This is a genomic window from Blastopirellula sp. J2-11 (genome assembly GCF_024584705.1).
GTDB lineage: Bacteria > Planctomycetota > Planctomycetia > Pirellulales > Pirellulaceae > Blastopirellula.
Genome location: NZ_CP097384.1, coordinates 4709598 through 4724646, shown reverse-complemented (window position 1 = coordinate 4724646; position 15049 = coordinate 4709598). Strand labels below are relative to the sequence as shown.

The 15049-nt window shown below is 57.6% G+C and carries 14 protein-coding genes; 5 read left to right on the top strand and 9 right to left on the bottom strand.

The features are described 5' to 3' along the window. Window positions 1–279: 279 nt before the first annotated feature. On the bottom strand, window positions 280–1221 hold the full coding sequence (locus tag M4951_RS18640; RefSeq protein WP_262023142.1) for a YgfZ/GcvT domain-containing protein: 942 nt from the start codon (window positions 1219–1221) through the stop codon (window positions 280–282). Beyond that, window positions 1218–2474 carry a nickel-dependent lactate racemase gene (locus M4951_RS18635; RefSeq protein ID WP_262023141.1) on the bottom strand — a complete coding sequence of 419 codons (1257 nt, stop codon included), beginning with the start codon at window positions 2472–2474 and terminating at the stop codon, window positions 1218–1220. Before M4951_RS18635 ends, M4951_RS18640 begins: the two co-directional genes overlap by 4 nt. A gap of 153 nt (window positions 2475–2627) precedes the next feature. Here M4951_RS18635 and M4951_RS18630 point away from each other — a divergent pair, with 153 nt between their 5' ends. Continuing rightward, window positions 2628–5006 carry a redoxin domain-containing protein gene (locus tag M4951_RS18630; protein ID WP_262023140.1) on the top strand — a complete coding sequence of 793 codons (2379 nt, stop codon included), beginning with the start codon at window positions 2628–2630 and terminating at the stop codon, window positions 5004–5006. Between the two features lie 55 nt (window positions 5007–5061). Here M4951_RS18630 and M4951_RS18625 read toward each other — a convergent pair whose 3' ends face one another. After that, window positions 5062–5400: an Hpt domain-containing protein gene (locus M4951_RS18625; RefSeq protein WP_262023139.1), complete on the bottom strand. Its 339-nt coding sequence runs from the start codon at window positions 5398–5400 to the stop codon at window positions 5062–5064. 399 nt (window positions 5401–5799) lie between these two features. Here M4951_RS18625 and M4951_RS18620 point away from each other — a divergent pair, with 399 nt between their 5' ends. After that, window positions 5800–6282: a hypothetical protein gene (locus M4951_RS18620; RefSeq protein ID WP_262023138.1), complete on the top strand. Its 483-nt coding sequence runs from the start codon at window positions 5800–5802 to the stop codon at window positions 6280–6282. Between the two features lie 252 nt (window positions 6283–6534). Then, the gene (locus M4951_RS18615; protein ID WP_262023137.1) at window positions 6535–8265 is read left to right on the top strand and encodes a DUF1598 domain-containing protein; all 1731 of its coding nucleotides are present in this window, start codon (window positions 6535–6537) and stop codon (window positions 8263–8265) included. Window positions 8266–8349: 84 nt separating this feature from the next. Here M4951_RS18615 and M4951_RS18610 read toward each other — a convergent pair whose 3' ends face one another. The 4 genes from M4951_RS18610 to M4951_RS18600 form a co-directional block, all read right to left on the bottom strand. Then, a complete protein-coding gene (locus M4951_RS18610; protein ID WP_262023136.1) occupies window positions 8350–8988 on the bottom strand; it encodes a DUF1801 domain-containing protein in 639 nt (212 codons plus the stop codon). Between the two features lie 30 nt (window positions 8989–9018). After that, the gene (locus tag M4951_RS18605) at window positions 9019–9345 is read right to left on the bottom strand and encodes a YbjQ family protein (RefSeq protein WP_262023135.1); all 327 of its coding nucleotides are present in this window, start codon (window positions 9343–9345) and stop codon (window positions 9019–9021) included. Between the two features lie 181 nt (window positions 9346–9526). Then, entirely contained in the window at window positions 9527–10003 is a 477-nt protein-coding gene (locus M4951_RS25660) for a GNAT family N-acetyltransferase (RefSeq protein ID WP_410050402.1), read from the bottom strand. A 78-nt stretch (window positions 10004–10081) separates the two neighbouring features. Beyond that, a complete protein-coding gene (locus M4951_RS18600) occupies window positions 10082–11230 on the bottom strand; it encodes an FAD:protein FMN transferase (RefSeq protein WP_262023134.1) in 1149 nt (382 codons plus the stop codon). 184 nt (window positions 11231–11414) lie between these two features. Here M4951_RS18600 and M4951_RS18595 point away from each other — a divergent pair, with 184 nt between their 5' ends. Beyond that, complete coding sequence (locus M4951_RS18595) at window positions 11415–12392, top strand: cytochrome c (protein WP_262023133.1); 978 nt, start codon at window positions 11415–11417, stop codon at window positions 12390–12392. A gap of 2 nt (window positions 12393–12394) precedes the next feature. On the opposite strand, the gene M4951_RS18590 is transcribed toward M4951_RS18595, so the two are convergent. Continuing rightward, window positions 12395–13684: a hypothetical protein gene (locus tag M4951_RS18590; RefSeq protein ID WP_262023132.1), complete on the bottom strand. Its 1290-nt coding sequence runs from the start codon at window positions 13682–13684 to the stop codon at window positions 12395–12397. Between the two features lie 94 nt (window positions 13685–13778). Then, entirely contained in the window at window positions 13779–14300 is a 522-nt protein-coding gene (locus M4951_RS18585) for an ATP-dependent Clp protease proteolytic subunit (RefSeq protein ID WP_002654768.1), read from the bottom strand. 211 nt (window positions 14301–14511) lie between these two features. Between M4951_RS18585 and M4951_RS18580 the strand changes: the two genes are divergently transcribed. Further along, complete coding sequence (locus M4951_RS18580; RefSeq protein WP_262023131.1) at window positions 14512–15045, top strand: hypothetical protein; 534 nt, start codon at window positions 14512–14514, stop codon at window positions 15043–15045. Window positions 15046–15049: the final 4 nt, after the last annotated feature.

Sequence of the window (15049 nt, the reverse complement as noted above, 5' to 3'; positions counted from 1 at the left end):
CAACTCTTCGTAGCCGGCTGCGCCAGTTTTGAGGTTGCGTTATTTCCCTGGTTGGCCGCGATAGCTCCGCTATCGGGGCGGCGCAGCCGTAGGAGGCATTGGTTCTCGGTAAGCAGTTCAGGGGCTTTTCGCCATTTCCAACGGTATAGCGACCACCGAAGTAAATCCGACCGCAGCTCGATGCCTCTTACTGACTTCGTCAGCCCCGATAGCGGAGCTATCGGGGCCAACCAGAATCCGTTCGGCCAAATAACGCAACCTCAAAAAGCGCGGAGTGGGCTACGAAGAGAAGGGGAGCGCTACGATTTCGACCGGTCCGCAAGAGGTCTCCCACGTTTGTCCCGGCTTATCAAAACCACGGCGAACCATCGCCAGGCCGATCCAACTCTCGAAGGTTGGAGAGAAAACGCTGGAAGTGACCCGCAGCGCCGGCTTGCCGTCGATTTCAAAACTCATGTCCGCACTTGGCTCCGCCGCCAATTTAACGCCGAGCAAGCGACGATTCACATGCCCCAACGCATCAATCCGGGCAATCGTCTCTTGTCCCAAATAACATCCTTTGGTGAAGCTGATTGCGGCCGCGTCGCGGTCCGCTTCTTGCGCGAGAGTTTCGTCAGTGAGATCGTGACCATAGTAGGGAAAGCCTGCTTCGATGCGCAGCGCGCTGAGCGCTTCCGCGGTCCCCTGCGGCAACGCGTCAGCCGCTGTGGCATGATCCGCGCCGCCGACGATCACTCCCCAGGCCGAATGACCAACATAAGGTGTGCGATAGATCGTCACGTTGTCGACGGCGACGATTTGCAAGTTGGTTTCCGGCGGCGCGATCCCCCAAGTTTGCTCGATCCATGTCGCCGCTTGCGGACCAGCGAGTAAGTATTCGCGAGTGTCCGCCGTGCGATCGACCACTTCGACATCTTCAATCACCGCATACTTTTGAAAGTGGGGAAGTAGCGACTCGGCTTGATTGGGAACCCCCGTCAGATAGATCGAATCAACGGTGGGCAGTGCGAAGAAGTGTCCCAGAATCCTTCCCTGCAGGGTTGGGATGAACGTTTCGCATCCTTGCCCCGGCGGCAGCTTTTTGATTTCGGCGGTCGACAGATTGTGCAGGAACTTTACCCGGTCGGCGCCCGACATTTGCAGACGCGTGCGACGAGATAAATCAAAACAGAGCGGCCTTTCCCATCGATCGGCGGCAGAGCGAACTTCAGGCGAATTCATAGTGCGTATTGATCCCAATCGATATCGCTCGAAATCTCTTCCCCTTCGACCGCGACTTCAGCGAGTTGCCCATGCGCGATGAACGTGCACGAATCGTAATACTCGCACACTTTGCGGGCTTCCTCCAGATTGGCGACCGGAGCCATGTTTAGCTCGTCAACGATCGCTTCCGGCAAGTTGCTCAACAGATAGATCTTGTTACGGTCGAGCGTGGTCGCCAATTGCAGCGCGGCGACGGCGTCGGTGGTGCGCTCGCGACGAATCCGGCGGCGCTGATCATCCAGGTCATCGTGTTCGGCCAGCTGCAACATGGTCGCCGAGGGATGGGTCGACAATTCGCAGCAGATCATGATCGCTGCGTTGTCGTCAGCCGCCGCCGAAGCGACTGCGAGTGCGCGGGCGAAATTCGCCCAGGTCTGTTGTGAATGACCGCCGCTGATCGCGACAACCGCCAGAGCGGCGCGTTTGGAAGGTTGATACCGCCAGGCGTTGGCGAGTTCGGATTGAATCTGTGCCGACAGCACGTCGATTGCGCCGGCGCGAATCGCGCTGATCGTTTCGGGGCCATTCGCTTCGACCTGAAGTCCGAACAGAACGCCGAGGACATGTCCCACTTCGGTCGCTTCGCCGGCGCGACGTTTGCGCAAGACGGGTTGTTCGACAAAGGCCGGCGCCGAAAGACGCTGCATCGTTTCGTGGTCAGTGAACGTGGGGAAGACCGCTTCGTAGGGACCAAAATAGTCGAGCGACGAATCCAGTCGAGCCAATCCGACGGGAACCACCATGTCTGCGTCGCTGAGCGAACGGTTCATCATGATCGGGCGATTCTCTTTGGTCGCGCCGATAAACGCCAGCTTGTTGCGGTCATCGGGATCATGGCGTTCGACCGTGACATCGGCGCGCTCGCCGATCATTTGCTGAACGGACGCTTCCAGATCTTTGGCGGCGTCATGCGGCAGAACGATCGCGATGCGGCGATCCGCCATCTCCGGCCGAGAGGTGACTTGCAAAATCGCGGCGATGATTTCGTCCACCGCCGGAATGTGACGGCCGATCGCGAAAGCGACCAGATCGCCCGGCACGGTGGCGTCGGCAAGTGCGGGGAACTGCGGAGGCTTGGTCAGCGCTGCGTCGACCGCTTCCAAGACCGACGGCAGCGTCGATCCCGCCCCATCACAGAGCGCGACGACCTTGTCATCGGCCAGTTCCAACTCGAATTTTTGGCTTTCGCCGAACGACAATGAGATCTGCATGGTCAACTACGCACAATGTGACAGCGAAATGATTCCTGCAATCTTAGAAGGGATTGTCGCCGGGGGTCAACGAGTCGAGGTTTACGCCGAGACGCCAAATCGATGATAATGGGCCTTTTCTGCGAGCCGCAGTTTGTCGGAAGGGATGTCGTCATGCGAGTTTGGATCGTTCTCTTGGTCCTTGGCCTGTGCCAAGCGGTTGGGTGTGAAAATTCGACCAGTTCAGCCGGAAAATCAGCCGCCGACACACCCGATCAGGCGGCGGAAGCGGTGGTTGACGACGCAAAAACGCCGATCGAACTATTAGAGGGGATGGCCGCCGCTTATGCACAGGCCGATTCTTACTTCGATCGTGGGAAGCTGCGGCTCAGCCGAACGCTGGCCGGAGAAACGACCATCGATGACGTGGCGTTCGCCGTCAAATGGAAGCGTCCCAATTATTTGCGGGTCGACGCCTATCAGGTGATGATCGCGTGTGACGGAAAACGGCTGATCGCCAAAATTTTTGACGAAGCGACCGATGAAATGGATCATCAGGCGCTGGTTCGCCCGGCGCCGGAGCAGATCGACGCCGCAGTCCTCTATCTTGATCCGCAGCAGAGTGACCCGATTTTGTCCGAGATTTTGGTCGGCGGTATCGTTGGTCCTCCGCCCACGCTTGAAATGTTGTTGGCGAAAGAAAAGCCTGACTTTACGGAAGAGGCGACTCACTACGTGCTGGGGGTCGATGACAATATCAACGGTCGCCGCTGTCACCGGCTGATTTATCAAACGCCCAATGGCCCGCTGACGATGTTTGTGGACGCCGAGAACTTTTTGCTGCGACGGATCGAGTATCCGCAAGAGCCGATGCTCTCGGCGTTGAAAGCGAGCGATCCCAACGCGAAAATTTCGCTAGTAGCCGATTTTATTGACGCTGCGATCGGCGACCCGATTCACGAGAACGAATTTCTGTTCAATATCCGCGGCGGGGACAAGCAGGTCACCTACTTTGTTCGACCATCGCAAGCGTCGACTAACCAACTGCTGGGGGAGACGCCGCAGGAGTTCACGCTGGAGCGACTCTCAGGCGGCGAGGTGAGGTCGACGGAGTTTCTGGGACAACCGACCCTGTTGGCATGGATTAACGATCACCCGTCGAGTCGACTGATGTCGGAGCAACTGACCCGCTTTGCGGCGGACGCTTCGAGCGGCGTGGATGTGAAACTGATTTCGGTTGACCCGCGGGAAACGACCGCCGAACAAGTGCAACAGCGACTGGAGCAATGGGGCGCCAACTTCGCCGTCTATCGTGATGGGCAAGCGGTTGGGCAACAGCAGTTCCGCATCCCGGGCGCTCCGACGGTCGTTCTGTTGGATGCGAAAGGCCGCGTGCAGTTTATTGAAGCCGGCGCGACGCCGGATCTGGCCGAACGCTTGTGGGGGATCGCTCGTCGCATCGCTAGCGGAGAGAACGTTGCAGAAGTGACGCAGACGGCCGCTAGAGCGGAGCAAAAGCTGTATCAAGCGGCGTTGACCGCATCGATGGCGGGCAAAAATCCGTATCGTGATTTGCCGCTTCCGACTGTTGATTTGGCGCCAGCTCGCGAGTTGAGTCACTTTGCGTCAGAAACGGTCTGGTCAACGACCGATGTGGAACAACCGGGCGCCGTCGCCGTGCTGCGCGACGAAGGGGGAGAACGTATTTTCGTCCTCGACGGCGGTACCGCGATTTGTGAACTCGATGTCGATGGCAAGTTAGCGTCGCGGCATGAGTTTAATTTGGGAGCAGGCGTGGTTGTTGATCGTCTGCGCGTCGCCGCGTCGGACAAGGGATTGCGCGTCGCTCTTTTTTCAGCAAATGGTCAGCGACTTTGGCTGCTTGATGAACAGCTTGAGCCGCTATTTCGCTATCCGACCAGTGACGCGCCGCATGCCGGAATCGCCGATGCCCAACTTCTCGGCGGCGCCGAGCAGACGACGTTGGTGGTCGCTTTTCATGGAGAGGTCGGCGCTCACGGCGTGGATGAAAGCGGAAAGCGACTCTGGAGCTTCCGCGACATGCAGCAGCTGCGCGATTTGGCGAGAGTCGGCGCGGGACAGATTGCGGTGATGGACGCATCCAGCAAAGCGCTGGTGATTGATCGCCAAGGACAAATTCGCCGCGAGATCACGTTGCCTGGGCGTTCGCTGTTGTCGCTCGCCTATGACGCGACGTCTGGAGAACAATTAGCGCTGGCGCTAGCCGAGATTGAGATGCTGGAGTTTGACGCGCTGGCTAAAGACGACGCGCAAACTTGGAGCTATCCTTTGCCGGCCGCCGAGTTGCCGAATGTTTCGCCGCGGATGACCGCCGTCGCGATTGGTCCGCAGCGCGGTTGGTGCGGGCTCGGACCTGATGGGACGTTGCATCTGATGCAAGCGGACGGCGCGGCGACTGATCGCCTTTCATTTGGCGAAATGCCAAACGGCCTGGCGTCGCTCAACGGCGCCGAACTGATCACGACGCTGCCGGGACGAATTGTTCGACTGCGCTTTGCGCCGGCGAAGTAGGCGTAACGGCGCAAAGTCGATTTGATCGGCAAGTTTTTGCCGTTTCTCGTCCGATTCAATACTTCGTGCTAGGTGCGCCGCCGCGAATTCGGCGGCATACTACGGCGAGTTCGCGAAACGAAGCGATCATCGCTTCGTCGCTTGCCTGACTGCGGCAGTCGTGCTCGAGTTGAGCGGCGTAGGGGGTGATCTGGCCGAAGCCATAGCTGCCGGCGGCCCCTTTTAGTTGATGCGCGATTCGGCCGAGACCGTCCCAGTCATTCTTGTCGACGCAATTCAGCATCGATTCGATTCGGTCAGGCATCTCGTCAACGAACATTTCGACGATTTCCGCCAAGTCGGGATCATCTCCCAGTTCGGAATAGAGCGGTTCGCTGCTGGATTGAATGGTCATGTTCGCACTCCTGCTGTGCCGTGGTTGCCCCATTGCCCCTTCGAAAGGGCAAAGCATGCAAAAAGGTAGGTCGCGAAATGGGTTCGGCAGGATTGGACGCGTGCGAACAGGGGGTTGAGAAGGGGAAACAGCTCCGTAAGTTGCTCCTTTCAGGGGATTTGCATCGGATAATCGTGACGTCCGGTACGTTCGGACCGGGAAAAGAAATCCGTTCACGAAAAGAGAGCGGTGTGGTTAACCTGGGCGTCCTGGGAGGACGATAGCATCTGATAGCGTTCATCACTGGACGAGTAGGTAATCTCTGCAAGCTGGCGGGTCTCATAGTTTGTTTGCTATTGAGACGCTGGCGCCGCAAGAGCCGTTTTAGTTTTTTTGTCGAGACATTTGGAGTTCTCACAGATGAAGAGCCGTCTTGTTCTCCCGGCGTTTTTGGTTGTCGCTTCGATCTTTGCTGTCGTTGCCGCCAACGCCGAAGCGGGCCTGTTTGGCCACCACGGTTGCGGTTGCGAGCCGACCTGCTGCGCGCCGGAACCGACCTGTTGTGCCCCCGAACCTAGCTGTTGCGATCCTTGTGATCCCTGTAGCTGCCGCATGGGCTTGTTTGGCAAGCTGCGTGCGAAACTTGCTTCGTGCTGCAAGCCGAAGTGCTGCGAATCGAGCTGCTGCGGCGCCGAGCCGACCTGCTGTGCCCCGGAACCGACCTGTTGCGCTCCCGAGCCGACCTGCTGTGCTCCGGAACCGACTTGCTGCGCTCCTGAGCCGTCGTGCTGCGAACCTTGCTGCAAGAAGCCTTGCTTCCTGAAGCGTCTGTTCAATCACTGCAAGCGATCGTCTTGCTGTGAGCCGACCTGCTGCGCTCCGGAACCGACCTGCTGTGGCTAATTGCCCACAACAGTAGGCCCGTCCGAAACTTAGAAAGAACCGCTTGCCGCTTGGTAAGCGGTTCTTTTATTTCTTGCGTCCCTTCATTCTTGTCGCAGATTCTGCATCTGGTTCATTGACTCGACTGTCAAACGGTTGACAATAAAGAGAAGTCGGTCGTGGTCCCCCTTTCGGTTGGGTCCAGATTCGCTCGAACTTGTCCGCTTCGCCTTAGCGCCTTGTCGCGCTCCTCGTTGAATTGAGAGAAACGCCATGTCTCGGCTTTTTCCCCTCACATTGCTGCTCACGATGGTCGTCACCTGGGGCCATGCTCCGGCTGTGTGGGGGGCAGGGCCTGATCCGATGATGGCCGACTTTGACGCGTTGCTGGTGGCCGGCGAATTTCCGCCGGCGATCGATCTCGCTAAAAAAGCGAAAACCGTCGAACAGCGTGATCAGATGTACGCTCGTTTGGCTCGCGCTCAGGCGGCTGGCGGCGCCAAGCAAGCTGCGATCTCGAGCGCTCGCTCGATCGCCAGCGATCAATACCGAACCGAAACGTTGATTGGGCTCGAGAAGCCGTTGACCGCCCGACCGGGGGCGATGGGAGGAGGGGTCGAGCCCGACTTCGATCAGCTCATTGATTTAATCACGACGACGATCCAACCAGAAACATGGGATCTGTTGGGCGGTCCGGGCGCGATCGCGCCGTTTGAAAGCGGCGTTTATGTCGATTCCAAAGGAACGCTGCAACGCGCCGAACTACGTGATCGGTCGGGACGTTTAGAGCTGATCCGTGAAGCGACCTCGAGCGACTCGGGCAATCGTCGCGCCGCGGTTAGCTCGCCGCTTCGCAAAATCTCGCTGAATCGTTTGGAGCGGGAAGTTCATCTGAAGATGGCGGCCGGCGAACCGTTGGATGGCGAGATGGTGCGACTTGCCGGGATCTACAAAGTAAAATACGTCCTGGTCTACCCAGAGACCGGCGATGTCGTGATCGCCGGACCTGCCGGCAATTGGGCGCCCAACGCCGAAGGTCGCGTCGTCAACATCGAGACGCAACGTCCTACGTTGCGTTTGGACGATCTGGTCGTCGTCATGCGTAACGCACAACGCGAAATGGGACGCTATGGCTGCTCGATTACTCCCTATCAAGAACGACTCGCGGCGACGCAAGACTTTTTGAAAAAGTCAGGCGAGAAGAGTCTCAACCCGCGACAGCGGGACAAATGGCTCGATGATTTGCGTCAAACGCTCGGCAAACAAGAGATCGAAGTCTACGGGGTCGACGCCGATACGCACGTCGCGCGGATCCTGGTCGAGGCCGACTATCACATGAAACGGATCGGCATGGGCTTAGAAGAAGGAACGCTCGACGTTCCCAGCTATCTGTCGATGGTCGAACTGGGGCCTGACGAAACTCCGCCGCCGATGGACGTGTTGCGTTGGTGGTTCGCGCTCAACTATTCGGCCGTCGCGACAACCAAGTCGCGTGACATTTTTGAAATCCGCGGCCCCGGCGTTCAAGTGCTGAGCGAGAACGAGATGCTGGCCAAAGATGGAGAACGGATCCATACCGGCAAAAGCAGCACGCTCAACGAAACCTTCGCCCACAATTTCACCAAGCATTACGAAGCGCTCTCGCAAAAATATCCGATCTACGCCGAACTGCAAAACGTCTTTGATTTGACGTTGGTCGCGGCGATCATCGAGAAAGAATCGCTGGCCTCACGCGGCGATTGGGGACAGACTTATTTCGGCGTCGAAGGCCGCTATCGTCCCGAACGCTTGCTGGTCGCCAAAGAAGTCGAAACGATCATGAACCACAAAGTGATCAACAAAAAACATATCATCGCCGGCGTCAGCGGCGGCGTCCGCGTCGACGCTTCGAAGTTTATCACCGACGAAAACTTCAAGCTCGACGAATACGGCGTGCTCGACGCTGATCTCAAAGGAAGCGTCGTCCCGCCGAAGATGGAGGCGGAAGCTTGGTGGTGGGATTAACATGAATTGCAGCTTGCAGCTTATCGAGTAAAATCACGCCGCCGCTTTATACTACGATCTCTGCGGAAGCGACGAGCGTTCCCTTTAGCGATTCCCCTTGTGCGATCCGTCGCATCGCGGCATTTTTTTTGATAGCCCGCAAATACAATCCTCGAGCCCTTTGCCGGCGAGAATTCGCGGAGTCGCTTTTTCAATCCGCGATTCCCGGGTTGGGGATTGTTTGGCGGCGGTGAAGTGGAGGAGATAGCCTCGTTGTCGTCCCGGGGTCAATGCATCAAAGGCCGTTTTGAACGACGGATTTTCTCGCCATTTCTGTTGAAGTTCAACGGGAATATCCATCTCTCGATTCTGCTCGAAATCAACTTTCAAGCCAGCTTTTTCGATTTCAATCGCTTCCTGAATATAGGCCTGCAGGATCGATTTCGCTTTTGTGACTTCGCCCACATGGGTGAACGACATCATGCGGGCCGCTCGTGAATTTTCGCCAGGCTTGGTCAAAACGCCATGCGGATCCTTGAGGAGTGAACCTTTCAGAAAGCCAAGCGTGCAGCAAGCTTTCAACTCGCCGATGATCAGCACATTGCTCCCCTGATACGTATAACAAGGACTGCGCCATTTAAAATCCTCGGCCAGTTCGCTGGCGAGAATGATCTTTCGCAGGGCCCGCAGTTCTTGCGGCCACAACTTGGCGTTTTTCAGATACTCATTCACTTTCGGATTCATGCGACTTGGTCTCTAAGTGGGCGACGGAATTTAGAAGTGGACCGGTTGAATCTTTACAGCGGTCCCATAAGCAAGCACTTCCGTCGCGCCTTGCATAAATTCGGTCGCGTCATAGCGCATCCCAATGACTGCATCGGCGCCCGCTTCCTGCGCGTGCTGCAGCATCAGTTCGTAGGCATGCTGCCGCGCTTCTTCGCAGACGTCGGCATACTCGGGAATATTGCCGCCGCCGATCGAGCGGATGCCTCCAATCAAACCGCGGGCAATCCCTGTCGATCGCACTACGATTCCACGGATGACGCCGCGGTACTCGACGATCTGGTAGCCGGCGATTTCGTTGCCTGTGGTGACGATCATGTTTTTCGTTTCGCTGGAATGGTGATAGGAATACCGAGGCCTGGACCTCTCGGCTTGCAGTCGCTTGTACCGAGCGAAGATGGAATTGCGATTGATCGCCCGAAAGAATATTTCGTCGAGCTGATCATCTTTCTAAGGATGAAGTAAAGCCGTAACAGCAGTGTCGGAATATCTCGCATTGTTACCGAACGTCCCGCCTCATTTCAACTTCGTGCAAAGCGTCGAAACGGTCGCTTTCGCACCAATTGGCGAGTTGCTCATCCACGATGGCGAAACTTAACCGTAAAAAAAATTCCACGTTGCCCGTTTCAAGAATTGTGAACAATCCTAGTGTCCTGCAATCCCGTTCTATTGCAACTCGCTCCGCGAAATTCAGGAGACCAGAGGCAACTCCCCGTTTACGGAGCGCTGGAAGCACGCCGAGACCGGTTATCCGCAGTTGCGGACCATCTGAATAAAGACCGATGACGCCGGCGTCCAGACCCTGAATGGACGCGATCGCATCGATTCGAGCCGTTTCCTGCGACGTGGATTTTGGAGTGGCCGTTTCTGTAGGCGAGTAGACCGTGCGAACAGATACGAAAGCTCGATCTCTTATTGACCGAACTTGCTCTCGTTCCGCGGCGGAGGCGATTCGGATCGAAATCAAATGTTTCATCCGGGGAATGACCACGGTAAACCGGTGACGGCCTGGCGAATGCGATCGTACCTTATCGGGCGAGTCTTCATGGCCGCGTTACGCTTCTTCCCGCACAAACTTCTCTTCAATCGCCCCGCAAAACCGCAGCTCAAACGTATTCCGCCGCGTCCCTTGCATCGCAAACAGCACGCCTACTTCCGGATGCTTTTCGCAGTAGGCGGCGGTTCGTTCGGGGCCCATGACAAAGCAGGCGGTCGAGAGCGCATCCGAGAGTGCCGCGGTCGGCGCGACGATCGTGGTCGACAGCACGCCTTCGGCGGGCCAGCCGGTACGGGGATCCAGGACATGGCCGTAGCTGCGGCCTCCTTCGATGAAGGTTTGATGCGCGGCGCCGGAGGTTCCGAGCGCTTCGTTTTGCAGCACGACTTCGCCGATTCGTTTGCCGGGCAGATAGGGATGCGGTACGCCGACGCGCCACCCGACGGTGTCGCCGAGCAGTCGTGCCCCGCGGGCCAAGACGCTGCTGGTTCCGCCGTGGAACAGAAAGTTGTCGACTCCTTGTTGGATCAGAAATTCGCTCACGCGGTCGAGCGCATACCCTTTGCCGATGCCGCCGAGATTGATTTCCATCTCAGACTGCTCAAAGAAGACCGAATGGTTTTCCGTGTTGAGCGTCAGATGTTGACTGCCGACCTTGGCCAGCGCGGCGGCGAGTTCCGCTTTTTCAGGCACGCGACCTTTGCGCTGATAAAAGCCCCAGATCTTAGCGAGCGGTCCGGCGGTGATGTCGAAGGCGCCGTCGGTTTCGGCGTAGATTTGTTGGGCTTGAACGAGCAGATCGAAGAATCCCCGTTCGATCGTGATCGGCGCGAAATCGGCGGCGGCGTTCAATCGCGAAGCTTCACTGCTGGAACGGTAGATCGATAGTTGTTCTTCGTAGTCGTCAATTTTGTCGAGAGCGGCGACCGCCGCTTCGGCGCCGAGTCGGTGTTGGCCGGCGTTCAAAAAAATGGCGAATGTGCAGGCCATCGCTTCGCGGCTGACTTCGACCAAATAGCTGTCCTGCTCGACGGGGGTTTCTGGCGCTTCGCTATCGGCGCCAGATTCGGCTCCTTCGCCAGCGGGGCGAGCCGCCGATTTTACCGATTTGGGGGGCGGTAACGGCTCAGATGTCAGGTCGTGGAGCGCATCCACAGCCGATTTACCCCGTAAAAAGTCGCGGCGGTTCGTTTTACGAGAATTCATCAGAGGCGTTTTACGTTCGATTGCTTGCCGAAAACTGTTTCGTCGTCGATACTTCGATTATAGCGCTCTCGGTCTACGAAATCGGAGCGTCGGCGAAAAAAGGGGGGCAGGTCCCATTTTCGCCGCGAAAATGGGACCTGACCCCCTTTTTTCGCTTGCACCAGTGAAAAGGATCTCCTTCGTCATGCGAAACGCCTGCTTGATCGCTCTCTTGCTTACGATTGCTACCGTCGGTTCCGCCGCCGCGCAACAACCGCAGCGCCGCGCCAAGTTGCCAGCCAATTTTGACAATACCGGCGCCTCGTTCATTTTCTCGCGGGATGTTTTTGGCGAATTGCTGACCGGGCAACGCCCTGCAGCGCTCAGTCAGAAGGCGACGCCAGCGATGGTTGCGTCGAGCGGTGGAATGTCGGGAGGTCCAGGCGGCGGGATGTCACCTGGTCCCGGCGGCGCAGCCCCGGCAGGGAGCGGCAAAGATTGGAGCTTTATCACGCCGGAAGTGATTCAAGACGAGGTCAAACAGCTGAATCTAGAGCTGGCTCCGATCGCGATGAATATTCGTGAGTTCAAAGGGGGCGGGTACGCCGTGTGCCGTCGCAACTTTACCGAGCTGGCGATGCTGTTCGAGATCATCAACGAAACTTCGCAGGATGTCCGCTGGAAAGAGTCTTCGCTGGGCGCTCGCGATGCGTTTTGGAAAACGGCGGACGTTTGCAAAGTGGGGACCGATCAATCGTTCGCCGCTGTCAAACAGCGATCCACCGATCTTGACGATCTCGTGCGCGGCAGTTCGCCTGCTTTCAGCGAAGGCGATCCCGATGCGACCTGGGAGTCGATCGCCGATCGCCCGCCGTTGATGCAGCGGTTAGATATGGGCTTTGAAAAGAAGTTGAAGAAGTGGGTCGCTAGTGAGGCCGAATTCCGCAGCAACAAGTCCGAGATCCTGCACGAAGCGCAGATCATCGCCGCGATCGCGCAAGCGATGAAGCAAGAGGGCTTCGACTACTACGACGATGACGACTATGTCGGCTTTTGCGACAAGATGCACAACGCCGCACTCGACATGGTCAAAGCGGTCACCAATGACGACCCCGCTCTGGCGCGCGAAGCAGGCGGCGCGATCGCCGGCGCCTGTTCCGATTGCCACGGCAGCTATCGGTAGTATTACGGTTGAGTGAAGCGGGGGAGGGCGATGATCTCGTCTTCGCCGCTGCCGTCGACGGCAGCGACGACGACGCGGCGCGGTTCGATGCGAATTTGATAGGGTGCGCCTGTCAGCGTATTCATCGGCGTCGGTTCTGGCGGCTCAGCGCCGAGGGCGAGTTGCAGCGCCAAGCTCCATGCGGTGGACAGCGCTTTGTCGCGAGCGGCGATTCGTTGCTGTTTGCTGACGTCGACCAATAGCCACTTGGCGGCGACGGTAGGATAGTCGTTGGTTCCTTCGAACGCCGTCAGTTGTGCGTGGAGCTGCGAGAGCATTTCGGCTCGCTGATAAAAGGGGAGCCGACAGCCTTCGATGATTACGCGCATCTGCTTCAAGTAGACGACTTCGTCGTAATTCAAGTTGCGCGAGACGGCGCGAACCGTCGCGTCCAGTTCGTTTTCATCTTTCAGCTTTTGATACTCGTCACGCGGCAAGGTCGAGAGAAACTGCCCATCGCGAATCAGTTCGTATTGATGCAATCCGCAGGCCCGGTCGGCGATCCAGGCATCGGCGTCATTGGGCCAGGCCGCAACATGACTCGTGAGCGTTTTAGCGATTGTCGAGAGCTGATTGCGATTGACGTCCGCTTGTGCGCCCACGGCTGCGGCTGCGGGAAACGCGGCTTCCCGTAACTCGGCCGCAATACGGCGGGCGTAGACGTGATTCACTTGTCCGAGACGCGACGCGAACTCCAACGCAAACGCGATATGCTCCGCCGCGGCGTCTAGGTCTTGGTCGGCCAGCGCGACGGCGGCTGACAAAATTTCGAGTCGCGCGGCGACGCGAGTGCATTCGACAAAATGAACTTCGGCCATGTAGCCGGCGGTGGGCTGCCAAAAGTATTTCCACTGCGGCATCTGCAACGCAGCGCGACCACGCACGATTTTGTCTTGATGTCGCACGACATAGGCGTGAATTTTTTCCAGCATCAGCGGCGGAAACTGAAAATCTTGGCTGGGAAGCCACGCGTCGGTGCTGTCGACCATCTGGTCGGCGATGGGACCTGGGTAGATCTTCATCAGTGCGGCGACGCCGTTGTTCTCGGGGTCGAGTCCTGTCGTCAGCGCTGCTTCTAAGCCTTGCGGCGTTTTTTCTTCGCCGACGATCGGATCGATCAGACGCGTCAATTCGGGATGATTCACCTGTCGCGTCAGCGTCAGACGACCATAGTCAGATGGCTTGTTCGGATCATGGACCATCGGCTTACCGCCGCAGCCTGCGACCAACGCAGCGGTGAGGCAGAGAAGCACGAAGCTGGTAATCCGAACGACCATCGATCAGCAGACGCCAATATTGGGGAAGGCGAAATGGGAACTGATCGCAGATCGTAGCAAATGCCGCAGGTTAAAGCTCGATCAATTCGGCCAGACCGGCTTCGGCCAGTTCGGGACCGATGACAAACTTGCCGGGATGGGTCCAGCGGTTGATCAACTCCTCATCGGCGCCAAACAGATTTGCTAGCAGCACGTCCATTTCTTCGTGGAGAAACTTGTAGTGCCGCACCCACTCGCGGGCTTCGGCTAGCGGGATGTTCTCTTCGCTTTGCCAGCGCATGGGGTGAAACAGCAGGACGCTCCATCGCGTGACATACCGCTGATAGCAAGCGGCGAAGGGCCAGATCGCGGCGGACGAACATTCGCCGATCACGATGCCGGTCGCTTTTAGACGACGCAATTTGATCAACGAAACGAGCGCCGAAGCCGCATAAGAGCTGCCGCCGGGAGAATCAAAGTAAAGGGTGCATTCTCCACCTTCTGGCACGGCGATCAGCTTTTCGTAGAGCTCAGACATGTCTTCGCCCAGCTCGCCCGAGATTGCGATTTCGTACTTTTCCGGCTCTTGGTCGTCTTCCTCGTCGTGATTCACGCGGCGTTCTCGCTTGAAAATAAGGGCATTCAGGCTGCAACAGGGGCAATCTACTAGTAAAACGGTTCGGCGGGAATCGGGCCGAAATCAGGTCCAGGGGAGGCGAACCGCCTGCGTCGCATTGTATGATAAAGAGACGGCTCGACGCTTCGGCGGCGAGAATTACAGCCTGCAAAGTTCTCACTCCCCCAGATCCTACGAGAGGTTACCCGTGCGACGAAATCAATTTCTGGCCGCCTTTGTGGCGGCGATCGCGTTTGGCAGCGCTTCGTTTGCTGCAGAACCGGAGAAGCTGGAACTATCGGACGGCAAGATGTCGCTGGTCGCCCCCGAGACCTGGAAAAAAGTAGCGCCAAAGGTGCGGATCATTGATTTTGAATTTGAAGCGCCGGCCGCTGCCGAAGGTATCGATGCAGGTCGCGTCACCATCATGGGCGCCGGCGGAAGCATTGAAGCGAACGTCGATCGTTGGGTTGGCCAGTTTGCCGGAGCCGTGAAACAGCCGATGAAAGAAGAAAAAGTCGCCGGCCAAACGGTCTATCTGGTCGACATCTCGGGCGACTTCCGCGATCAACGCGGCCCATTCGCCCAGGCCGAGATCAAAAAGGACTACCGCATGTTAGGCGCGATCATCAAGACCGAAAAAGCAGGGCAGTATTTCATTAAGTTCACCGGTCCAAAAACGACGGTCGGTCACAATGAAAAAGCGTTCAAAGCGATGGTCGACAGCCTGGAAGTGAAGTAAATCT